The sequence below is a fragment of the Hyphomonas sp. genome, assembly GCF_022844445.1.
Classification (GTDB): Bacteria; Pseudomonadota; Alphaproteobacteria; order Caulobacterales; family Hyphomonadaceae; genus Hyphomonas.
Window position 1 is genome coordinate 297,512 of sequence record NZ_JALHLS010000001.1, and the last position, 21,735, is coordinate 319,246.

Below are 21,735 nucleotides of genomic sequence, written 5' to 3' on the forward strand. Positions count from 1 at the left end.
CAGACGCGCCGGTCAATCCGGGCCGGAGGCGCGCTGGTCGAAGGCGGAGGCGGCCGCCCGCACTGTGTTCAGCAGCGACTTGCGCAGCGACAGGTCTTCAATCTTCTGGAAGGCGGAGATCAGCTCCAGCGTTTCCGGGGTCATCACAGGTGGGTGGGGATCTTCGTCATCCTCGGCGAACTCTGCATGTTCTGCTTCGAGGAATTCCTCCGCACCTTCGAAGAAGTAATTGATCGGCACGCCGAGCACACCGGCGATCTCGTAAAGGCGCCCGGCCGAGACGCGGTTGACGCCCTTTTCGTACTTCTGGACCTGCTGGAATGTCAGCTCAAGGAGTTCCCCGAGACGTTCCTGCGTGAGCTTCAGTTCCCGGCGGCGCCACCGGATGCGCTGGCCGACGACGCGGTCAATGCCGCTCGGAAGTTTGCTGTCCGTCATCGTCAACCCGATCCTCTTCCGGTGCCTGGGCTTTCCCCAAGGACTTAACGCCTCCAGGTAAGGAAGGCCAGTAGCGCAAACAGGCACAGGCTGAACCAGAAAAGCCCGGCGCCCAGGCGCGTCTGGAACACGGTCACCGGTGCCGGTTCCGGGATGCGGTCGCGGCCATAGGTGGTCGACCAGCCTTCGGGCGCGGTCTCGGCCGGCAGGGTGCGCATCGTCTCGCGGCCATAGCCATCGACGATGCCTGAGGCGCCGCGGTTGGCCGCGCGCACGAGCGGCAGGCCGGTCTCGATAGCGCGGTAGCGATTCTGCGCATAGTGCTGGGCCGGGCCCATGCCGGCGCCGAACCAGGCATCATTGGAGACGAGCACGATCCATTGCGCGCGGTCGGTGAGGTTAGCGTTGCGCGTGATTTCCGGGAACAGTCCCTCGTAGCAGATCAGCGCCACGAAGGGTGGCAAGCGCCCGTTCTGAATGGCAGTGGCCCCTGCCCCGGGCCGGAAACCGGAAGCGGCAAGGCGCTGGGTAGTGGGAGGTAGCAAGGAGGCGAATTCGCGTCCGAAAGGGATGAAGTCCACCGCCGCAAGCTCGCCGAACGGCACGAGGCGGTGCTTGTCATAGAGCGAGATCGGGCCGGTCTCGTTGGCGGAAGCGTCGAGTACGGCGAGGCTGTTGTAATAGACGGGCGTGTCTTCGGTGAACCACTCATAGCGGGTGGCGCCGACGATCAGCGTGCGCTCGCCGATGTAGGAGGAGATGGCGTCCAGCGAGTCCGACTCCTGCAGCAGGAAGCCAGGCACAGCGCCTTCAGGCCAGACGACGATGTCGCCGGGGCGGCTGTCTGGATAGGTCAGCATACGGACATATTCGACCAGTACGGCGCCGGGCTCCATCCTGTCCCAGTCGGCCTGCGGCACACCGGCATCCATAATGACGACCTGCTGGTCAGTCATCGCGGAGGGCGCGGCGGTACGCTCGGCGCCCCATGCCCAGCCGAGCGCCAGCGCAAGTACGGCGGCAAAGGACGGCGCGAGGCGCAGGCCGAGGCCTTTGGCATCGCGCGTGTCGACGAGGGCGGCCGGCGCAGCCATGACGAACACGGTGAGCAGGGTCAGCCAGTAGACCCCGCCGAGCGAGGCGGCTTGCGAGAGCGCACCACCAGGAATCCATGTGGTGCCCGGAACATTCCAGGGAAAGCCGCCGAAGAGATGGCCACGCAGCCATTCGGCCAGCGCGAAGAAGGCGGCAAAGACGAAGATACGCGAGGGCGAGGCCGACCAGAAAGCGCCGGCCATCGCGGCGCAGGCGCCCCAGATCAGGCCCATGCCTGCCGGTAGTACGATCAGCGGCAACCAGATAAAGGCGAGATGCTGTTCCGGGTTCACGAGGAACGGCATCGCCGTCCAGTGCATGCTGACGAGGAAAAAGCCCGCGCCGAAGGCCCAGCCGCGCAGTGCGACTTGTCGGCCCCAGCGGGCATGGCTGCGCGCGCCATCAATCATCCAGACGAGCGCCGTGAACGAGATGACGAGCACCGCGCTGAAATGGAAAGGGGCGAAAGCAAAGGCGGCGAGCGCCCCGAACATGGCGGCGGCGGCGGCAGCGCGCCAGCCGGTCAGTCGGGCGAGTGACTCGTGCAGAGGCCCCAGAGCCGTGAAGCCGTGGCTGCGGACAGCGGTGGACATGGAAACTCTACTCCTCGGGAGACGGGGATGCGGGCGGCTCCGGCAACCGGAGTTTCAGTCGCCGGATGCGGCGTGTGTCGGCTTCCATGATTTCCAACTCGGCACCAGAGGGATGACGCAGGATCTCGCCGCGCACAGGCACCTTACCGGCGAGCGCCACCGCGATGCCGCCGAGCGTATCGATTTCCACGTCGCTGTCGGCGAGGCCCAGATCGACGCCGGCTTCCTCGGCAAATTCATCGACTTCCATGCGGCCATCCACCTCCCAGACGCGGGTACTGCGGCGCAGGAACATCGGCTCGTCATCGTCATGTTCGTCCTCGATGTCGCCGACGATGACCTCAACGAGGTCTTCCAGCGTGAGCAGGCCGTCTGTGCCGCCATACTCGTCCACGACCAACGCCAGATGAATGCGAGTGGCCTGCATCTTCACGAGCAGGTCGGTGAGCTTCATCGAGGGAGGGACGTAGAGCACTTCGCGGTGAAGCCGTTCCAGAGGGCGTTTCGGTGGCAGGCCATCCTTGGCCAGCTCGCTGACAACGTCCTTGATGTGGACGAAGCCGATCGGATCATCGAGCGTTTCGCGAAAGACTGGAAGGCGCGAATGCGTGACTTCGGCGAAGAATTTCAAGAGTTCCGGAAACTCGGTTCCTGCTTCGACGGCTTTCATGTCGGCGCGCGGGACCATGACGTCGTAGACGCGCAGTTTCTGGAATTCGGCGAGGCGGGTGCGCATCGCCTGGGGCGCGGCTTCCGCAGCGGTGGCGGCATGGGACGTCTCCGGCTGGGGCGCCGCTTTGCGCCGGAAGCCGAAGAGGCCGCGTAATCGCCCGGATGAAGCGGCGTCGGAAGAATCAGAATCACTCATTTGGGCCTGTGTCGCTCAAGAGATAGGGATTGGCTATACCGAGGGCGGCCAGCGCGCGGATCTCGCGGGCCTCCATCTCGCTCGCATCGGCGGGGCTCTCGTGGTCATGCCCGAGGAGGTGAAGATAGCCATGGATCAGGAGGTGGGTCAGGTGGTTGCCCAGCGTCTTGCCTTGCCCGGCGGCGTCCCGGGCCGCGACACCATAAGCCACCGCAATGTCACCAAGCAACGGACGGTCCATCGGCAGGGCCGGGAAGGAAAGCACGTCAGTCGGCTTGTCCTTGCCGCGGAAGTCCCGGTTTAGTTGCTGCAGTTCGCCGTCATCGGTGAGGAGCAGGGAGACGAGGCCTTCGGCAGGCTCTTCCTTTGCTGCGGCGGCGAAGGCTCGGCGGCTGAGGGCATCAATATCCCCGAGGGCGGACCAGTCCTTCCCTTCGACGATAAGCGCGACATCGATCATGGCCAGGCTCAGCTCTCGCCCGCAGCGGCGTAAGCGTCGATGATCCGGCTGACGAGCCCGTGGCGGACAACGTCTGCGGCCGTCAGGTGATGGGCAGCGATGCCCTCGACATGCTCAAGGATGCGAAGCGCATGTTTGAGGCCGGAGGTCTGGCTACCGGGCAGGTCGACTTGGCCGGGATCGCCGGTGACGACCATGCGGCTGTCGCGCCCGAGGCGGGTCAGCACCATCTTCATCTGGGCGACGGTAGTGTTCTGCGCTTCGTCGACGATGACGAAGGCATTCTTGAGAGTACGCCCGCGCATGAATGCGATCGGCGCGACCTCGATTTCGCCGCGCGACATGCGCCGCTCCATCTGCTCCTGACCCATCAGTTCGCGGAGCGAATCCCAGATGGGCAGCATGTAGGGGTCGACCTTTTCCTCAAGCGTGCCAGGCAGGAAGCCGAGTTTTTCGCCTGCCTCCACGGCGGGGCGGGTAACGATCAGGCGCTGGCGGATGCCGGCCTGCAACTCGGCAACGCCGGTGGCGACCGCGAGGAAGGTCTTGCCGGTGCCGGCAGGGCCGACGCCGAAGATCAATGCGTTGTCGGCATTGGTCAGCAGCTCGATATACTTTGCCTGACCACGCGTCATCGCGGTGACGGGTTTGCGCAGGCCCTTCAAGCCGGTGAAGTTCTGGGCTGGCGATTGGGCGGCCTGCAGCGCGCCATCCAGTTCCATCTCGGTCGGCTCGGCGCCGCTGCGCAGACGGCGCTCGAAATCGGCCAGCGCCGCTTCGGCGACCGAGACCCCCTCCTCCATGCCATCGAGCCGAATACCGCCGCCCTGGCTTTCGGCGCGCAGATTGTACAGCTTGAGGCGGGTTTCGAGCAGGGCAAGGTGGCGGTGATGCGGTCCGCACAGATCGCGCAGGCGCTCGGCCTGAGAAACCTGGTAGACCCGGCTGACGGTATCGGAAGTTGCCGTTCCGGCAGGGGGGCGTTTCGCGCTCACGCAGCAGTCTCGCGAACACGCACCAGGTCGCCGGAAAGGGAATTAAGGCTGGCCGCAAGGATCTGCACGTCGACCAACGCGCCGAGCTGGGTTTCGGTTCCCTCAAAATGGACCGCCTGAAGATAAGGCGAGCGGCCGTGCATCTGTCCCGGATTGCGCCCCTTGCCGGTGACAAGCACCGGAATCGTGCGGCCGATGCAGGACTGGTTGAACGCCGTCTGTTGATCGCGCAGCAGCGACTGCAGCGCCTGCAGGCGCGCGTCCTTCACGTCTTCACTGAGATGGCCGTGCATTCCGGTCGCCGGCGTGCCGGGGCGAGCGGAATACTTGAACGAATAGGCGATGGCATAGCCGACATCGCGGGCGAGCTGCATCGTCGCCTCGAAGTCCGCATCGCTTTCACCTGGAAAGCCGACGATGAAGTCGGTGGCAAGCGCTATGTCGGGCCGGGCCTTGCGGACGCGGGCAATAATGTCCCGGTAGTGGTCTGCGGTGTGGCCGCGGTTCATGGCCTTGAGAATGCGGTCGGAACCGGACTGCACGGGCAGGTGCAGGAAAGGCATCATCGCGGCCGTGTCGCCGTGCGCGGCGATCAGGTCGGCGTCCATGTCGCGCGGATGGCTGGTCGTATAGCGGATACGCTCAATGCCGCCGATTTTGGATAGATGACGGACGAGTTGGCCAAGCGTCCAGTCTGCGCCGCCTTCGAGACGGGGCGCGGCGCCATGAAAGGCGTTGACGTTCTGGCCGAGCAGGGTGACCTCGCGCACACCCTTGGCGGCGAGGTCGCGCACTTCGGCCACGATGTCGTCCACGCTGCGGGACATCTCGGCGCCGCGTGTGTAAGGAACCACGCAGAAGGTACAGAACTTGTCGCAGCCTTCCTGAACCGAGACGAAGGCAGCGGGGCCGTCCGGGTCGCGGGTTTTCGGCAGGGCGTCGAACTTCTCGATCGTGTCGAACTCAGTTTCGAGGCGGTCGCCGACAGCGCGGCTGGCACGGGCAATCATCTCGGGAAGTTTGTGATAGGCCTGCGGGCCTAGGACAAGGTCCACGGCGGGCTGACGGCGGATGATTTCCGCGCCTTCGGCTTGGGCAACGCAGCCGGCGACCGCAATAGTCATTTTCCCGCCGGAGGCGAGTTTCATCTGCTTTAGCCTGCCAAGCTCGGAATAGACCTTCTCGGTCGCCTTCTCGCGAATGTGGCAGGTGTTGATAACGACGAGGTCTGCTCCTTCCGGAGCGTCAACCGGCGCGTAGCCGAGCGGCTTCAGCACATCGCGGATGCGCTCGGAGTCGTAGACATTCATCTGGCAGCCGTGGGTCCTTATAAACAGGCCCTTGAGCGGCTTGGCGTCGGGGGTAGCGGTCATCGACCGGCTTATGCCTCAAAAGGGGGCAGGCTGAAAGAACCTTCCTCCATCCAGCAAGAGCAACGGCATTCAGCGCCTTCACGGAAGATCAAACAGGGTTAGGGTGCCCCGGAATTGACATTTTCGGCCGGGGAGGCCCTTCAACATGTTCGACAAGTTCTTAGCCGAATTCGAAGCAGGCGTGAGCAATGTCAGTGGCTTCATCTGGGCCGGGGAATGGAACGGCCAGAGCCTCTTGCCGCTTGGCCCGATCATAGTCCTGTTGCTGGGCACAGGGATCTACTTCATGTTCCGGATCGGATTCCGGCCGATCCGTCGGCTTGTGCCTGCAATCGGTGAAGTATGGGCCGGCCGGAAGGGCAATGGTGATCCGAGCGCCATCACGCCTTTCCAGGCGCTGACGACGGCCCTGTCCGGCCAGGTTGGTACCGGCAACATCGTGGGTGTCGCGACCGCCATCACCCTTGGCGGGCCGGGCGCGGTGTTCTGGATGTGGATCACGGCCATTTTCGGCATGGCGCTCGCCTTCGCGGAAAGCTCTCTGGCAATCAAATACCGTGAGCGCGACGAGTTCGGGCGGCTGAACGGCGGCCCTATGTACTACATCACCAACGGCCTTGGTAAGCACTGGAAGTGGCTCGCAATCCTGTTCTGCATCGGGACGATCTTCTCCGCGACCGCGACCGGGGGCATGGTTCAGGCGAACGGCATCACGCAAAACCTGGTCGAAACCATCGGTACTGAAATCGGCCGTCAAGGGCTCAGCTTTACGTCCGTCAATGTCGGAGGGATTGATCTTGTTCTCGCAAAGGTCGTCATAGGGGCCGTGATGGCGCTCTGCGTGTTCATCATCATTGTCGGCGGCATCAAATCCATCGGCACGGTAGCCGAAAAACTCGTCCCGGCGATGGCGCTGATCTATGTAGTGATGAGCCTCGTGGTTCTGGGCCTGAACTTTCAGGAGATCCCGGACGCGTTTGCGATGATCTTCACGTCTGCGCTCGGTCTGCAGCAAGCGGCCGGCGGACTTGCAGGATATGCGGTGCTTTCGGCCATCAGATTCGGCGTGGCGCGGGGCTTGTTCTCCAATGAAGCCGGCCAAGGCTCCGCGCCTATCGCACACGCGGCATCGCAAATGAAAAACCCGGCGACGCAGGGCGAAATCGCCATGATCGGTGTGTTCGTCGATACGCTAATCATCTGTACCATGACGGCGCTGGTGATCATCACGGCGGAGGGTAGCTTCCGCACGGCACCAGACCTGCTGGCCAATGCCGACATGGTCGCGGCGGGGCTGACAGAGACGACCTCCCACCTTTGGATGGCCCACGACGCTAACCCGGCTACGCTGACCAACCGCGCCTTCACAGATGCGATTCCCGGACCTGTCGGCGGCTGGATAGTGACGCTTTGCCTGACGCTGTTCGCCTTCACGACGATCATCGGCTGGTCTTACTATGCCGAACAGGCGGTGACCTACCTCATCGGCGAATGGGCAACCATGCCGTTCCGCTACATCTGGTGCGTGGTAATCTTCATCGGCGCCCTGGCACAGGTGAACTTCGTCTGGATGTTCGGCGATATGGCCAATGCCTCGATGGCAATTCCGAACTTGATCGCGATCCTGGCACTATCTGGCGTCGTGATTGCAATCCACCGAGCCAACGGAGATCCTGATACGGCTAACGGCGAGAGCATCATTCCATTGTCGGACAAGGCCGCCGCACAAGCAAACGCGCCAGCCCAATAGGCTGGCGCGCGCTGTCGTTCCGAAAGCGGCCGGGCGCCTAAATCGTCAGGACGATCTTGCCGAAGTGCTGCTGGCTGGCCTGGTGGGCAAAGGCGGCAGCGATCTGGTCCAGCGGAAAGCGGCTGTCGATCACCGGTTTGAAGCCCGTCGCATCGATGGCTTCAACCATGTCTTCCTGATGGCGGCGTGAGCCGACCGTGATGCCAGAGACGGTGATGTTGCGCGAGAACAGCGCCGCCGTCGGCACTTCTCCGGAGACGCCGGTGAGTACGCCGATCAGCGAGATGTGGCCGCCCGGACGGCAGGCATTGATCGACTGCGCCATGGTGCCCGGACCGCCGATCTCGACGACCTCATCAACGCCGCGGCCGCCGGTCAGCTCGAAGGCCTTCTTACCCCAGTCCGGCACCTCCTTGTAGTTGATTACATGGTCAGCGCCGAGGGCGCGGAGCTTCTCGAGTTTGGCTTCTGAAGACGAGGTGGCGATGACGCGCGCGCCGGTCGCCTTGGCGAACTGCAACGCGAAGATCGAGACGCCGCCGGTGCCCTGCACAAGGACCCAGTCGCCGGGCTTCGTCTTGGTCTCGACATACATACCGCGCCAGGCGGTGAGCGCCGCGCAGGGGAGCGTGGCGGCTTCGTCAAAGGTCCAGCCGGCCGGCATTCGGGTGAACGAGGTTTCCGGCGCCGCGACAAGTTCTGCGCCAAAGCCGTCTGCGCCGTCACCCGGCACGCTGGCAAAGCCTGCGGCTTCTATCTGGCCGGATTGCCAGCTGGGGAAGAAGAGCGAGATGACCTTGTCGCCGACTTTCCATTTGGTGACGCCTTCGCCCACAGCGACGACTTCGCCGGCGCCGTCCGACATGGGAATCCGGCCATCGGGCGTAGGGATGCCACCGAGTGCGACGATGAAGTCGTGATAGTTCAGCGAACTGGCGCGCACGCGCACCAGCACTTCGCCGGCCTTCGGCTTCGGATCAGGGCGTGTCTCGATGACGAGGTTTCCCAGGCCACCCGGTTTCTTGACGGCTGCAACTTTCATGGTTCGGTCCTCCCGTGTTTCTTCCACGGGAGGGATGCCGCCCTAAGGGAAGTCAAGTCGCCGCGAGGCGGGCTTCCCTTAGGGCCTTCCGGCGAACCTTGCCGGCATCGTCGCGGACGGGCTCTTGCACATACTCGAAACTCTTCGGCACCTTGTAGCGCACGAGCCGTTCGGCGAGATGGGCCTCCATCGCTTTCGGGTCGGCGGGGCCTTCCGGGCGGTCGATCACGGCGTGCAGGCGCGCGCCCATGTCCTCGTCCGGCAAGCCGATAACGGCGGAGGAGCGCACGCCAGGGAAGGCATCAATCGCAGCCTCGACTTCGGCGGGATAGATGTTAGCGCCGCCGACCAGGATCATGTCGGACAAGCGATCCGTGAGATAGAGAAAACCTTCTGCGTCCATCCAGCCCATGTCGCCGAGGCTTTCCCAGCCGCCTTCAATGGATTTAGCTTCGGCGCCGATATAGCGATAAGTCGTGCCGGCGCCCGCGAGCGGGCGGATAAAAACCTCGCCGACCTCGCCGGGCGGGAGGGTTTGGCCATCCTCGCCAACGACCTTCATCTCGCAGGTCTCGACCGGGCGACCTACCGAGCCCTTGTGGGTCAACCAGTCCGTACCCTGAATGGTGGTGGAGCCCTGCCCCTCCGTGCCTCCATAGAGTTCCCAGATCACTTTCGGGCCGAGCCACTCGATGAAGCACTCTTTCAGCCAGGGCGGACACGGCGCAGCGAGGTGCCAGAGCGCCTTCAGACTGGAGAGGTCGTACCGCGTACGGACTTCATCGGGCAGCGCCCAGATGCGGCGCATCATGGTCGGCACAGTATAGATGACATCCACTTTATGCGCCTCGATGAGGCGCAGGGTCTCTTCCGCATCGAAGCGGGTAGTAACGATGACACTGCACCCCTTGAACAGGGCGGTCATCGCCCAGAGGAATGGGCCATTGTGGTAGAGCGGGCCCGGAATGAGCATGCAGCCCTGTTGCGGAATTTCGAGCAGCGGTAAGTCCGGATCCGTGGCGGCGGGCTGTTTCGAGACGATGAGTTTTGGCCGGCCGGTCGAGCCGCCCGAGGTCATCGCCTTGTAGCTTGCGGCGGTGACTTCCAGGAGCGGTGCATCGGAGAGCGCGGCGTCCGGTTCGTAGCCAATCGGCAGGCAGGCAATCGGCGCATACTCACCAGCATCAACGCCGACTACGAGGCTCGGCGTGCCGACCTCGACAATCTGGTCACGCTCGAACTTCGGCAGGCGGGAGGAGACCGGCTGTGGCGTGGCGCCGGCTTTCCAGGTGGCAAGGCACGCCTCGAAGAACTCGATGCCGTTCGGCAGGGCGATCGTGACGAAGTCATCCGGCTTCACGCCAAACGCCTGATAGGCGCGCGCGAGCCGGTTGGTGCGCGCCTCCAGTTCGGCCCACGTTACATCGCGCCCTTCATGGCTGAGCGCCTTGCGCCCAGGCTGTATGGCCGTCCAGTGCGCAATGATCCGCGACAGTGAAATGGTGGCCATATATCTCTCCCCTTTATTCTTCTTTTTTCCGTGTCGTGAGCATCAGATCCCGGCGCGCTTCAGCAGTCGCTGGAAGCCCGACCAGAACTCGGCGCGCCGGTCGTCGGTCTCCATCAGAATCTCGTGCATCGCGCCTTCAACCATGATGTGCTCGCAATCCTTGAGGCGGCGGCAGATGTCGGCATGGCTGGCATTGTCGACCAGCTTCTCCTCTCCGGCCGAGGCGACGAAAACCGGGATGGTGACCTTTGCCAGCGCCTTTGGCCTGGTGAATGTGGCCAGGATGTCCAGCGAGGCGCCGAGCCATCCCCAGGTAACCGGGCCAACCTCAAGGTCCGGCGCGGCGTCGACCAGGTCGCGCTGCAATTCCCAGCGGCGCTTGTCATGTGTGACGATGTTGGTCTCGAATTTTTCCGGCGGGCCGGGCTGGATGGCATAGTCTCCGGAGCGGCCCGTCGCGCGCATCGCCCAGACGAGATAGCTCATCCCGAAGAATTTCGACTTGAGGCCCCACATCGGCGCGCAGAAGGCAGCCGCCTCGACCTTCACGAGGTCCTGCGCGATGGCGGCGAGTGCAATTGCGCCGCCCATCGAATGAGCCAGCGCCACATGCGGCTTGGGCAGGCGGTCCTCCAACTCCTCGAGACCGTTTGCGAGCGCCCCCATGAAGGTCTCGAACCGGTCGATATGTCCCTTCTTGCTGTCGCCTAGCAGGCGATCGGAGAGTCCCTGCCCCGGCCAATCAAGAATCAGGATGGCAAAACCCATCTGCTGGAGCTCGCGGCCAACCTCGAAATACTTCTCGATGAACTCCGTCCGGCCCGGACAGACGATCACAGTGCCACGAGGCTTGACCTTCGACAGCGCCGGCGCGGCGCAGGCGCGCAGCTCGCGCCCGCCCTCGCCCTTGAACCAGACGACCGCCGCCCCCTCGGGCGCCAGGTTGCCCTTGAGGTTCACAAAGGCGGTCTGTTTTGCCGGCGCGTCAGTCATGTCGTCCTTCCAAAAAAGGAAAGCCGCCCGAAGCTGTCTCCGGGCGGCCTCTCAGGTCAATGCCTTTGGGCAGGCCGGATCAGCCGGCGAGCTTCTTCATCAGGCTCTGGAGCTGCATGGCGACTGACATGTCGCCGGCCACTTTCAGCTTGCCTTGCATGAAGGCCATCGTCGGGTCCATCGCGCCGGAAGAGATCTTGGTGAAGTCATCCCAAGTCACGGAGATGGTAGCATCGGCCGGATCGTCGGAATTATCGACCTTGCCGTTGGCGCCGTCGATCAGCAGCTTGCCGACGCTGCCGAAATCGAACTTCACCTTTTTCTTGAAATCGCTGCCGCCCGACAGGGCTTCCGAAGCGCGAGCCGTAAGTTGTGCGAGATCCATCCGGGGTTCCTCCTTGGGAATTGGGTCTGGACGGGGATAAAGCAAACCGGAACGCGAGGAGCAAGAAGATTCCCGTTGACGGGCGCGGCGGTAAGGGGGGCACCTGTTTGCCATGAGTTGGGAAAAAGCGATTGAAGAGCTTCGCCGGCGCGAGCGCCTGGCCGAGCATATGGGCGGGGAAGAACCGGTCGAACGCCAGCGAGGGCGGGGTAAGCTGACCGTGCGGGAACGGGTCGCGTTCCTCGCGGATCCGGGCAGTTTCCATGAAATCGGCAAGATTGCCGGCAAGGCGACCTACGGGCCGGATGATGAGCTTCTGGGCTTCACGCCGTCCACCTCTGTCACCGGGCGGGCGCGCCTTGAGGGCCGGCCGGTGGTGATTCTCGCCGACGACTTCACTGTCCGCGGCGGGGCGTCGGACGCCTCGATCTGGCAGAAAATGGTCCAGATGATCAAGATGGCGACCGAGTACCGGATGCCGCTGGTGCAGATGATCGACGGCACGGGCGGCGGCGGCTCGGTGAAAGCGCTGGAGAAAGACCCCCGCACCTACATTCCGGAGACGCCCGGCTGGAACGAGATTGTCACGGGCCTGTCACAAGTACCCTTCGTCACGCTCGCGCTGGGGCCATGCGCGGGCATGGGCGCGGGCCGGCTGGCCGCGAGCCATTTCAGCATCATGGTGAAGGAGCTGTCGCAGGTTTTCGTGGCCGGGCCACCGGTCGCCATCGCGCTAGGCGAGAACGTTACTAAGGAAGAACTGGGCGGCTGGAAGATTCAAGGCCAGAACGGCACCGTGGACAATGTTGTCGATAGCGAGGCGGATGCCTTCGCCGCCGCGCGGCGCTTCCTCTCCTACCTGCCCCCGTCGGTGCACCACCTGCCCGAACGCCTTCAGCCCACGGACGACCCGAAGCGCAAGGAGGCGAGCCTCATTTCCCTCGTGCCCAAGGATGGCCGCACACCCTACAAGCCGCGCAAGATCATCGAGGCGACGGTCGATAAGGGCAGTTTCTTCGAGATTGGCCATGACTGGGGCCGAGGCATCGTAACCGGCCTTGCCCGGATCGATGGCTACGCCGTCGGCATCATGGCGGGCGATCCGTTCTTCCTCGACGGGGCCTGGACCGCGGACGTGTGCGACAAGGTCACGCGCCACATGGACCTCTGCTCGACCTTCCACCTGCCAGTGATCCACTTTGTCGATTGCCCCGGCTTCGCCGTCGGCGTGAAGGCGGAGACGGCAGGGGTAACGCGCGCGGGCGTGCGGGCGATGACGGCGGTCTACCAGGCCGATGTGCCGGTCTGCTCGGTAGTGATTCGCAAAGCTTACGGCCTTGCAGGTTCGGCGATGATGAACCAGTCGAAGACCAAGTGGCGCTATTGCTGGCCGAGCGGCGACTGGGGCTCGCTGCCGATGGCAGGCGGTATCGAAGCGGCGTTCCGGAAGGAGTTGTCCGAGGCGGAGAACCCGGAGGAGCTGAAAGCGGCGCTCTACAAAAAGTTCGAGGCGATCCGCTCGCCCTTCCGCACGGCAGAGAGCTTCCTCGCCGAGGAGATCATCGACCCGCGCGAGACACGCTCCCTGCTCGTGGACTTTGCCCATCATGCCCAGCGTACCCTGACGGCGGGCGAGCGGCGGGTAACGTTCCGGCCTTAGTGGGCGCCGATGTGCCTCAACTCTCCCTGAAAGCGGCGCGCTCTTGCCATTTTCGGAGCGATGATGCGTGAGTATCCGCTCCGGGGAGGAACGCACGCATGAAACTCAACATCTGGCTTTTGGCAGCCACATCTGCCGCGGCACTTGCCGCCTGTGGTTCGCCGAACCGCGACTATGAATCGAGCCCCGCCATGGCGCCGCCCGCGCCTGAAATGGCAAAGATGGCCGACGCGGACTACATGGCCGAAGAGGCTGAGGCCGGCGGAGAGGCCGCACCAGATGCAGCGGCAGCCGTCCAGTATATCGCTTATGCCCACTCGGTCGGGCTGCGCATCCCGGTCAAGACCATCGAGCCGACGATGCAGGCGCATATCGACGCTTGCAACAAGGCGGGGCCGGCGGTTTGCGTGGTCACGAACTCCTGGCTTAACGCCTATTCGGAGGACGAAGCCTCCGCCTCGCTGAACCTGCGCGCGACGCCGGCCTGGATCGAGACCTTCCTTAGCGGGATCGAGGCGGAAGCCGAGGCCGCGAAAGGCGAAGTGACCAATCGTCAGACCACGGCCGAAGATCTGACCGTCTCGATCATCGACACCGACGCCCGCCTGAAAGCGCAGGAAACCCTGCGCGGACGGTTGGAGCAGCTGCTGGAAAGCCGGCCCGGCGAACTGAAGGACGTTCTCGAGACCGAACGCGAACTTGCCCGCGTCAACGGCGAAATCGACTCTCTGAAGTCGAGCCTCGCCGCCCTGCGCCAGCGCGTTGACATGAGCCAGCTCTCCGTCAGCTACGAGACGAAGCGCAACCCGGTGTCACAGGGCGCGTTGTCGCCGCTGGGCGATGCGTTCGGAAACTTCTTCTACAACCTGTCGAGCGCCATTGCGGCCGTGATCACCGCCTTTGCGGTCGGCCTGCCCTGGCTTCTCCTGATCGGTGCCTTGCTCTGGATCTGGCTGCGCCTGATCTGGCCGCGCATCCGGCGGAAGAAACCGCCGGTCACCTGACTTTGAGTAGACAGGCCGGGCGCTAGGCGCGCTCGGCCTGTTTCTTTTTCGCAGGCGGTTTGCGGGCGAGCAGGATCGAGGCGACTTCTTTCGGGACGATCATCAGCATCTGGCCGAGGGTCACCTCCCAGTTGTCGAGAAGGTCGCGCGCGCGGAGGGACCCAGTGCGGCGACCGTGCTCCTCTATCAAGGCCTTTGCCTCGCCGATGTGGTCTTCCGACATCTCACCGAGCGGATACCAGTCGATCGAATCCGGGTTCACAACCTGCGCGAACCGGTCGGACGGGTCCCAGATGTATGCGGCGCCGCCGGTCATCCCGGCCCCGAAATTGTCGCCGACCGGGCCAAGGATGACGGCGCGCCCATTTGTCATGTACTCGCAGCCATTCGCGCCGCAGCCCTCGACGACAGACTTGGCGCCCGAGTTGCGAACGGCGAACCGCACGCCCGCCGTGCCCGCGGCGAACAGCTTGCCGGCGGTTGCGCCATAGAGGCAGGTGTTGCCGATGATCGCATCGCCGATGGCGGTGCGCCGGTCGCGCGGACGCGGCGTGACGACGATTGTAGCGCCCGAGAGGCCCTTGCCGACATAGTCGTTGGCATCTCCGAGTACTTCGAGCAGCAGGCCCTGTACGCTGAACGCACCGAGCGACTGGCCGGCAGAACCCTCAAGGCGGATGTGCAGGCGGCCTTCGGGCAGTGCCTGCATACCGAACTTGCGCGTAATGCGCGAACTTGACCGCGCGCCGATGGCCCGCGTCGTGTTTTCCACGCCGTATTCCAGCTGCATCTTCTCGCCGCGCTCGAAGAACGGCTCGGCATCGCGCAGGATCTGCGCGTCGAGCGTATCCGGCACCGCTTCGCGGCGGTTCGGCTTGTAGACGACTGGCGTATCGGTATCGACCTGCACGAGGAGCGGGTTGAGGTCGAGGTCATCGAGGTGCGAGGCGCCGCGGCTGACCTGCTTGAGCAGGTCCGTGCGGCCGATGGCTTCGTCTAGCGACTTAAGCCCGAGCGAGGCGAGGATTTCGCGCACGTCCTCGGCGATGAAACTCATCAGGTTGACGACCTTGTCGGGCGAACCGGAGAAGCGCGCGCGCAGGGCTTCGTCCTGCGTGCAAACGCCGACCGGGCAGGTATTCGAGTGGCACTGGCGCACCATGATGCAGCCCATTGCCACGAGCGAGGCCGTACCGATGCCGTACTCCTCAGCGCCGAGCATCGCGGCAATGACGATGTCGCGACCGGTGCGCAGGCCGCCGTCTGTTCGCAGAGTGATTTTGTCGCGCAGGTTGTTGAGCGACAAGACCTGGTGCGCTTCAGCGAGGCCGATCTCCCAGGGCAGGCCCGCATACTTGATCGAGGTCTGCGGGGACGCGCCGGTGCCGCCGACACCGCCGGCGATGAGGATGATGTCCGCCTTCGCCTTGGCGACGCCTGCCGCGACCGTACCGACGCCGGACTGGGCAACCAGCTTAACGCAAACCCGGCAATCCGGGTTGATCTGCTTCAGGTCGTAGATCAGCTGGGCAAGGTCTTCGATCGAATAGATGTCATGGTGCGGCGGGGGCGAGATCAGCGTCACGCCGGGCGTGGCATGGCGCAGTTTCGCAATCAGTTCGGTCACCTTGAAACCGGGCAGCTGGCCGCCCTCGCCGGGCTTGGCGCCCTGGGCAACCTTGATCTCGATTTCGCGGCACTCGTTGAGATACTCGGCCGTGACGCCGAAGCGGCCCGATGCGATCTGTTTGACCGCCGAGTTCATATTGTCGCCATTCGGAAGCGGCCGGTAGCGCGCGCGGTCTTCGCCACCTTCTCCGGAGACGGACTTTGCACCGATCCGGTTCATGGCGATGTTCAGCGTGCCGTGCGCTTCCGGCGACAGCGCGCCGAGGGACATTCCCGGCGTCACGAACCGTTTGCGGATCTCGTTGATCGACTGAACCTGGCTCAGCGGGATCGCTTCACCTGCGGCCTTGAAGTCCAAGAGGTCACGCAGCTGGATCGGGTCGCGCGCATGCACGGCGTCGACATACTTGCGATAGATCGCATAGTCGCCGCGGTCACACGCCGCTTGCAGCGTGTGGATGAGCGTGCCGTCGAGCGCGTGAAGCTCGTCCGAGGCGCGCAGGCGGTAGAAGCCGCCGACGGGCAGCGAAATGACATCCTCATCGAACGCCTTCTGGTGGCGCACCAGCGCGTTCTCCTCGAGACCCGCGAGTCCGAGACCAGAGATGCGGCTGGACATGCCGGGGAAATAATCGGCCACCAGCGCACGGCTGAGGCCGAGTGCTTCGAAGTTATACCCGCCGCGATAGGACGAGATGACAGAGATGCCCATCTTGGAGATGATCTTCAAGAGACCGGCCTCGACCGCTTCCTTGAAGTTCTGCACGGCCTTGCCGAGCGTCAGGTCCCCGAGCAGTCCGCGCGCATGCCGGTCTGCGATCGCATCCTGCGCGAGGTAAGCGTTGATGCACGTTGCACCGACGCCGACGAGCACGGCGAAATAGTGCGTATCCAGACATTCGGCCGAACGCACGGTGATCGAGCAAAAAGTGCGCAGGCCCTGCGCTACGAGGTGCGAATGCACCGCGCCAGTGGCAAGGATCATCGGCACGGCGATGCGGCTCGCAGACTGGTTCTCGTCCGTCAGGATGATGTGCTCTCGGCCCGCGCGCACGGCTTCTTCGGCTTCGCGGCGGATACGCTCCAGCGCATCCTTCAGGGCAGCGCCTTCGGCGGTGACGTCCTCGGCGGCGAAGGTGCAGTCGATGATCTCGGTGCCAAGACCAAGGCGCGTGATCAGGCGTTCGTACATGCCGGTGGTCAGCACAGGGCTTTCCAGCACAAACACTTCCTGCTGGGACTTGTCCGTATCCAGAACGTTGCCGAGGTTCTTGAACCGGGTGCGCAGGCTCATCACGCGGCCTTCGCGCAGCGGATCGATCGGCGGGTTGGTAACCTGGGCGAAGTTCTGGCGGAAGAAATGGCTCATCGGCCGGTAAGCCGAAGAGAGAACTGCCGGGGCCGTATCATCGCCCATCGAACCGATGGCTTCCTTGGCGCTCTCGGCCATCGGCGCGAGGATCAGCTCCAGCGTTTCCAGCGTGAAGCCGGCGGCCGTCTGGCGGCGAAGAAGTTCTTCGCGGTTGAACAATACCGGCTCCGGGCCGGGACCGATTTCAGGCTCCAGCTCGACCACGGCCTGCAGCCATTCCTCATAGGGCGCCTGGGCAGCAAGATGGTCGACGATCTCGCGGTGATCGTAGAACTTGCCCGTCTGCAGGTCCGCCGCAATCATGCCGCCAGCCGGGATGGAGCCGCGCTTGGCGATCTCGTGATTGCCGAGCGGGCACATGCCGGTCTCGGAGCCGACGGCGAGGATACCGTCCGTCGTCAGAGCATAACGCAGCGGGCGCAAGCCGTTGCGGTCGAGCCCGGCAATCGCCCAGCGGCCGTCAAACGCAGCAATGCCAGCCGGGCCGTCCCACGGCTCCATCACCGAGTTGCAATAGTCGTACAACGCCCGGTGCGCCGTCGGCATGACCGACTCGCGCTTCGACCAAGCCTCGGGGATCAGCATGGCCTTCGCCATCGGCGCCGAGCGTCCCGACTTGCAAAGCATTTCCCAGACGGCATCGAGCGCGCCGGAATCCGACGTCCCATCCGGGATGATCGGTTTGATATCGTCGACGTTATCGCCGTAAGCCTCCGAGACCATGCGGATCTCGTGGCTCTTCATCCAGTTCTTGTTGCCGCGCAGCGTGTTGATCTCGCCATTGTGCGCGATCATGCGGAAGGGCTGGGCCAGCGCCCATTGCGGGAAGGTGTTGGTGGAATAGCGCTGGTGATAGATCGCGAAAGCAGAGGTGAACCGCTCGTCGCGCAGGTCGAGATAGAAATTGTCGATGTCTGCGGCGAGGAACATGCCTTTGTAGATCAGCGACTTGTGGTTCAGCGAGCAGACATAGAAGGACGGGATTCCCGCCTCGCGCGCACGCCGTTCAATCCGGCGGCGGCAGATGTAGAGTTCGCGCTCCATGTCCTCGGTGCTGCGATGGCGCGCATCACGGAACATGATCTGCTCGATGGCGGGGCGCGTGTCCTTCGCCTTTTGGCCGATCACGGAGACGTCCACCGGTGGCTGGCGCCAGCCATAGATGTAGAAACCCGAGCGCAGCACTTCGCGCTCGACCAGCGTGCGGCCCGCTTCCTGCGCGGCAAAATCCGTTCGCGGAAGGAAGATCTGACCCACGCAGATGCGGTCATCGGTCGGATTATGGCCGGTGCGACTCACATGCTCGCGGAAGAAGTCCTGGGGCACGTCGAGCCGGATGCCCGCACCGTCACCGGTCTTGCCGTCTGCGTCCACCGCGCCGCGGTGCCAGACGTTCTTCAATGCCTTGATGCCCATCTCGACGATTTCGCGCTTCGGCTTGCCGTCAAGAGACACGACGAGGCCCACGCCGCAGGCGTCCTTCTCATCCTCGGGATTGTAGGCATGGCCATCGATCAGTTTTTGGCGATTGGCTTCATACTGTTTCACGTAGTCTGACATGATCAGGCCTTTCCGCTTTCGAGGCGCGCAAGAAATTCCTCGCCGGTCAGGCGCGGCGCGCCTCCGGCGAAAGCATAGTATCCGGGCTGGGCGTCCACATGGATTTCCAGAGTGATGATCGGGACAGCTGGGGCCTTGTCGCAGAAGCCCGCGCCGACATTGATGTAGTCGCCTTCGGTGAGGCGGAAGAACAGTGTGGAGCCGCAGGCGGGACAGAAGCCGCGCTCGCCCCATTCGGAGCTGCGAAACCAGGTGACGTCACCCTCGAACGTGATGCCTTGCTCGAACTCGACCGTAATAGCCGGGCTGCCGCTCCAGCGTGCGCAAATGGAGCAATGGCAGACAGTCACGCCGGTCGGCTTGCCCCGGCCTGCAAACCGCACAGCTCCGCAGAGGCAGCCACCCTGCAACATACTTACTCTGCCGCCACTTTTGTGGACGCCATGGCTTTCATCGCCTTGTTCATCGCTTCCGCCGCATCACGGCCGTCCTTGATGGCCCAGACGACGAGCGAGGCGCCGCGCACGATGTCGCCGGCGGCATAGACACCCGGCAGACTCGTCTGCATCGTCGCATAGTCCACCCGCACTGCGCCCCAGCGATTCACCGTCAGGGCCGGCTCGTTGAACAGCATCGGCAGGTCTTCCGGATCAAAGCCCAGTGCCTTGATCACCATGTCAGCCTTCACGTCGATCATCTCGCCGGTCTTGACCGGGCTCTGCCGGCCGGAGGCATCTGGTTCGCCAAGTTTCATCTTGCTGGCGCGCACAGCCTTTACCTTGCCAGCCTTGGTGTCGAGGATCGCTTCGGGGTTGGCGAGCCACTCGAACACGACGCCCTCTTCCTCCGCATTTTGCACCTCGCGCTGCGAACCTGGCATGTTGGCCTTGTCGCGGCGGTAGAGACAGGTCACCGATTTGGCGCCCTGGCGCACGGCCGTCCGTACACAGTCCATTGCCGTGTCGCCACCGCCGATGACAACAACGCGCTTGCCCTCGGCGTTCAGCTCCCCGGATTCGAAAGCCTCCACCGTGTCGCCGAGGCCTTTGCGATTCGAAGCGGTGAGATAGTCCAGCGCCGCCAGCACGCCTTCGGCGCCGCTTCCCGGGCATTTGAGATCCTTGGCGGCATAGACGCCGGTCGCGATCAGCACCGTGTCATGCTCGGTGCGCAGATCCGCGAGCGAGACGTCCTTGCCGACGCGCGTGTTGAAGCTGAAGCGAATGCCGGAGGCTTCGAGGTAGCGGATGCGGCGCTCGACGACTTCTTTTTCCAGCTTGAAGCCGGGAATACCATAGACAAGCAGGCCGCCGCCTCGGTCATAGGCGTCATACACCGTAACCTGATAGCCCTTTCGGCGCAGCTGCTCGGCCGCAGCGAGACCGCCTGGTCCGGCCCCGATGATGCCGGCCGACTGCGCGCGCTCGCGCGGCGGTTTGATCGGCTGGATCCAGCCTTCGGCCCAGGCCGTGTCGGTGATGTGTTTCTCGATCGAGCCAATGGTGACCGTGCCGTGGCCGGACTGCTCGATCGTGCAGATGCCTTCGCACAGGCGGTCCTGCGGGCAGATGCGGCCGCAGATTTCCGGCATGTTGTTGGTCGACGAGGACACACGCCAGGCCTCTTCCATCCGGTCTTCGGCGGCCAGCTTCAGCCAGTCCGGAATGTTGTTCTGCAGGGGGCAGCCCTGCTGGCAAAACGGCACGCCGCACTGCGAGCAGCGCCCGGCCTGCGTCTTGGCGGCTTCGGCGGAGAAGTCTGCATAAATCTCGCGGAAGTCCTCGGCGCGCACAGGCGCCGGACGCTTCGCCGGCATCGCGCGGGAGACTTTCGTGAACTGCAGCATCTTCTCGGCCATAAGGCATTCCTCCGGAGCGCCGCACCGGGGAGGGCGCGCGCCCCTGCTCTTACGGCGCCGCCTGACGGCCAACAAGACCGTTTGCTATTTTTGAATATCGTTTCGATATCTTAATGGCTGTTTTATTCTCAGAGCCCCTCCCTGATTGCTCTTCTCCGTAGAAATACATATCGTTTTGGATGATCGTATTTCAAACGCCCGGCGCACCTACCCGCTCCAAAGGTTTACGATTCTGCGCTAGGGCTGGCGCGTCCTTTCATCCACGCACGCGCGGGCCCCATGTCGCTTCTCCAGATCCTCATTATCTCGATTGTCCAAGGCATCACCGAATGGCTGCCAGTTTCCTCCTCGGCGCACGTGCTGCTGGCAGCCAGCTTCTTCGGCTATGAGGGCCGCGACGAGCTTCTGATCAATGCGGTCGCCAATTTCGGCACGGTCGCATCGATGCTCATTTATTTCCGCAAGGAGATCGGCGAAGCCATGGTCGGCGTCTTCGCCTTGCCGGGCGCGCTGAGCGCCAAACGCGAGCTGAGTCCCGGCGAGCGCCTCGCCATGAACTTGCTCGCGTCCCTGCCGCTGACCATGGCGGGCCTGGCCATCGCGCGCCTCTTCATTCCGGACGAAGTGAACGAAGCGGTCCGCTCGGTTCAGGGCGTCGCCATTCCACTGATCTTCTTCGGCATCCTGCTCGGCCTCGCCGACATTTACGGCGCAAAGACCCGCACCATCAACGACATGCCGCCTGCCCATGCCGTGCTGATCGGCGCCGTGCAGGTGATCGCGGCTGTCCTGCCTGGCACCTCGCGCTCCGGCATTACAATGACGACCGCCCGCGCGCTCGGCTACACGCGGCCCGACGCGGCGAAGTTCGGCATGCTGGTAGGCGCGCCCGTGCTCACAGCGGTCGGCCTGTACATGATCGCAGAGTTCTATTTCGGCAGCGAAGTGGGCATGGTGACCGTGACAGCGGCCGAAGCCATCGCCATCGGCGTGGGTTCAGCCATCTCCGGACTGATCGCCATCTATGTGCTGATGGCGCTGGTGCGCCGGATGAGCTTCCTGCCCTTCGTGGCCTACCGTATCCTGCTGGGCATTGCCCTGCTGACGATGATGCCGCTGCCGATGGTTGCGGGCTGAAGTCGCAAGCCCC

17 protein-coding genes are annotated in these 21,735 nt (G+C 63.8%); 4 read left to right on the forward strand and 13 right to left on the reverse strand.

Going from position 1 to position 21,735, the window contains the following annotated elements:
- Positions 1 to 12: 12 nt before the first annotated feature.
- The 6 genes from Q0C17_RS01620 to miaB are packed head-to-tail and all read right to left on the reverse strand — an operon-like array spanning position 13 to position 5,822.
- Complete coding sequence (locus Q0C17_RS01620) at positions 13 to 438, reverse strand: helix-turn-helix domain-containing protein (protein WP_291200306.1); 426 nt, start codon at positions 436 to 438, stop codon at positions 13 to 15.
- A 44-nt stretch (positions 439 to 482) separates the two neighbouring features.
- Entirely contained in the window at positions 483 to 2,126 is a 1,644-nt protein-coding gene (lnt, locus tag Q0C17_RS01625; protein WP_291200309.1) for an apolipoprotein N-acyltransferase, read from the reverse strand.
- A gap of 7 nt (positions 2,127 to 2,133) precedes the next feature.
- On the reverse strand, positions 2,134 to 2,994 hold the full coding sequence (locus tag Q0C17_RS01630) for a transporter associated domain-containing protein (RefSeq protein ID WP_291200312.1): 861 nt from the start codon (positions 2,992 to 2,994) through the stop codon (positions 2,134 to 2,136).
- Positions 2,987 to 3,454, reverse strand: a complete 468-nt coding sequence (ybeY, locus tag Q0C17_RS01635) for an rRNA maturation RNase YbeY (protein ID WP_291200315.1) — start codon at positions 3,452 to 3,454, stop codon at positions 2,987 to 2,989. Before ybeY ends, Q0C17_RS01630 begins: the two co-directional genes overlap by 8 nt.
- An 8-nt stretch (positions 3,455 to 3,462) precedes the next feature.
- Positions 3,463 to 4,449 (reverse strand): PhoH family protein, encoded by a 987-nt coding sequence (locus Q0C17_RS01640; protein WP_291200318.1) that lies wholly within the window; start codon positions 4,447 to 4,449, stop codon positions 3,463 to 3,465.
- Positions 4,446 to 5,822, reverse strand: a complete 1,377-nt coding sequence (gene miaB, locus Q0C17_RS01645; RefSeq protein WP_291200322.1) for a tRNA (N6-isopentenyl adenosine(37)-C2)-methylthiotransferase MiaB — start codon at positions 5,820 to 5,822, stop codon at positions 4,446 to 4,448. The genes Q0C17_RS01640 and miaB overlap by 4 nt, the downstream gene beginning before the upstream one ends.
- A 145-nt stretch (positions 5,823 to 5,967) precedes the next feature.
- Here miaB and Q0C17_RS01650 point away from each other — a divergent pair, with 145 nt between their 5' ends.
- Positions 5,968 to 7,572 (forward strand): sodium:alanine symporter family protein, encoded by a 1,605-nt coding sequence (locus Q0C17_RS01650; RefSeq protein ID WP_291200325.1) that lies wholly within the window; start codon positions 5,968 to 5,970, stop codon positions 7,570 to 7,572.
- 37 nt (positions 7,573 to 7,609) lie between these two features.
- On the opposite strand, the gene Q0C17_RS01655 is transcribed toward Q0C17_RS01650, so the two are convergent.
- The 4 genes from Q0C17_RS01655 to Q0C17_RS01670 form a co-directional block, all read right to left on the reverse strand.
- Positions 7,610 to 8,614, reverse strand: a complete 1,005-nt coding sequence (locus tag Q0C17_RS01655; protein ID WP_291200328.1) for an NAD(P)-dependent alcohol dehydrogenase — start codon at positions 8,612 to 8,614, stop codon at positions 7,610 to 7,612.
- 52 nt (positions 8,615 to 8,666) lie between these two features.
- Positions 8,667 to 10,124: an AMP-binding protein gene (locus Q0C17_RS01660; protein ID WP_291200332.1), complete on the reverse strand. Its 1,458-nt coding sequence runs from the start codon at positions 10,122 to 10,124 to the stop codon at positions 8,667 to 8,669.
- Positions 10,125 to 10,166: 42 nt separating this feature from the next.
- Positions 10,167 to 11,117 carry an alpha/beta fold hydrolase gene (locus Q0C17_RS01665; RefSeq protein ID WP_291200335.1) on the reverse strand — a complete coding sequence of 317 codons (951 nt, stop codon included), beginning with the start codon at positions 11,115 to 11,117 and terminating at the stop codon, positions 10,167 to 10,169.
- 79 nt (positions 11,118 to 11,196) lie between these two features.
- A complete protein-coding gene (locus Q0C17_RS01670; protein ID WP_291200339.1) occupies positions 11,197 to 11,502 on the reverse strand; it encodes an SCP2 sterol-binding domain-containing protein in 306 nt (101 codons plus the stop codon).
- 112 nt (positions 11,503 to 11,614) lie between these two features.
- On the opposite strand from Q0C17_RS01670, the gene Q0C17_RS01675 reads away from it, so the two are divergent.
- Together Q0C17_RS01675 and Q0C17_RS01680 are read left to right on the forward strand one after the other, a co-directional pair.
- On the forward strand, positions 11,615 to 13,162 hold the full coding sequence (locus Q0C17_RS01675) for a carboxyl transferase domain-containing protein (protein ID WP_291200341.1): 1,548 nt from the start codon (positions 11,615 to 11,617) through the stop codon (positions 13,160 to 13,162).
- Between the two features lie 98 nt (positions 13,163 to 13,260).
- A complete protein-coding gene (locus Q0C17_RS01680) occupies positions 13,261 to 14,166 on the forward strand; it encodes a DUF4349 domain-containing protein (RefSeq protein WP_291200344.1) in 906 nt (301 codons plus the stop codon).
- Positions 14,167 to 14,188: 22 nt separating this feature from the next.
- Here the strand turns inward: Q0C17_RS01680 and gltB are convergent, their stop codons facing one another.
- From gltB to Q0C17_RS01695, 3 genes are read right to left on the reverse strand one after another with little or no spacing between them, the layout of a single operon-like run.
- Entirely contained in the window at positions 14,189 to 18,727 is a 4,539-nt protein-coding gene (gltB, locus tag Q0C17_RS01685) for a glutamate synthase large subunit (protein ID WP_291200347.1), read from the reverse strand.
- 2 nt (positions 18,728 to 18,729) lie between these two features.
- Positions 18,730 to 19,140: a GFA family protein gene (locus Q0C17_RS01690; RefSeq protein ID WP_291200350.1), complete on the reverse strand. Its 411-nt coding sequence runs from the start codon at positions 19,138 to 19,140 to the stop codon at positions 18,730 to 18,732.
- Positions 19,141 to 19,142: 2 nt separating this feature from the next.
- Entirely contained in the window at positions 19,143 to 20,585 is a 1,443-nt protein-coding gene (locus tag Q0C17_RS01695) for an NAD(P)-dependent oxidoreductase (protein ID WP_291200352.1), read from the reverse strand.
- 279 nt (positions 20,586 to 20,864) lie between these two features.
- Between Q0C17_RS01695 and Q0C17_RS01700 the strand changes: the two genes are divergently transcribed.
- Complete coding sequence (locus tag Q0C17_RS01700; RefSeq protein ID WP_291200355.1) at positions 20,865 to 21,722, forward strand: undecaprenyl-diphosphate phosphatase; 858 nt, start codon at positions 20,865 to 20,867, stop codon at positions 21,720 to 21,722.
- Positions 21,723 to 21,735 lie beyond the last annotated feature (13 nt).

Bases quoted from the DNA above. Each gene is read 5' to 3' on its own strand.
- Q0C17_RS01620 (WP_291200306.1), bottom strand. From the start codon at position 438: ATGACGGACAGCAAACTTCCGAGCGGCATTGACCGCGTCGTCGGCCAG.
- lnt (WP_291200309.1), bottom strand. From the start codon at position 2,126: ATGTCCACCGCTGTCCGCAGCCACGGCTTCACGGCTCTGGGGCCTCTG.
- Q0C17_RS01630 (WP_291200312.1), bottom strand. From the start codon at position 2,994: ATGAGTGATTCTGATTCTTCCGACGCCGCTTCATCCGGGCGATTACGC.
- ybeY (WP_291200315.1), bottom strand. From the start codon at position 3,454: ATGATCGATGTCGCGCTTATCGTCGAAGGGAAGGACTGGTCCGCCCTC.
- miaB (WP_291200322.1), bottom strand. From the start codon at position 5,822: ATGACCGCTACCCCCGACGCCAAGCCGCTCAAGGGCCTGTTTATAAGG.
- Q0C17_RS01650 (WP_291200325.1), top strand. From the start codon at position 5,968: ATGTTCGACAAGTTCTTAGCCGAATTCGAAGCAGGCGTGAGCAATGTC.
- Q0C17_RS01655 (WP_291200328.1), bottom strand. From the start codon at position 8,614: ATGAAAGTTGCAGCCGTCAAGAAACCGGGTGGCCTGGGAAACCTCGTC.
- Q0C17_RS01660 (WP_291200332.1), bottom strand. From the start codon at position 10,124: ATGGCCACCATTTCACTGTCGCGGATCATTGCGCACTGGACGGCCATA.
- Q0C17_RS01665 (WP_291200335.1), bottom strand. From the start codon at position 11,117: ATGACTGACGCGCCGGCAAAACAGACCGCCTTTGTGAACCTCAAGGGC.
- Q0C17_RS01670 (WP_291200339.1), bottom strand. From the start codon at position 11,502: ATGGATCTCGCACAACTTACGGCTCGCGCTTCGGAAGCCCTGTCGGGC.
- Q0C17_RS01675 (WP_291200341.1), top strand. From the start codon at position 11,615: ATGAGTTGGGAAAAAGCGATTGAAGAGCTTCGCCGGCGCGAGCGCCTG.
- Q0C17_RS01680 (WP_291200344.1), top strand. From the start codon at position 13,261: ATGAAACTCAACATCTGGCTTTTGGCAGCCACATCTGCCGCGGCACTT.
- gltB (WP_291200347.1), bottom strand. From the start codon at position 18,727: ATGTCAGACTACGTGAAACAGTATGAAGCCAATCGCCAAAAACTGATC.
- Q0C17_RS01690 (WP_291200350.1), bottom strand. From the start codon at position 19,140: ATGTTGCAGGGTGGCTGCCTCTGCGGAGCTGTGCGGTTTGCAGGCCGG.
- Q0C17_RS01695 (WP_291200352.1), bottom strand. From the start codon at position 20,585: ATGGCCGAGAAGATGCTGCAGTTCACGAAAGTCTCCCGCGCGATGCCG.
- Q0C17_RS01700 (WP_291200355.1), top strand. From the start codon at position 20,865: ATGTCGCTTCTCCAGATCCTCATTATCTCGATTGTCCAAGGCATCACC.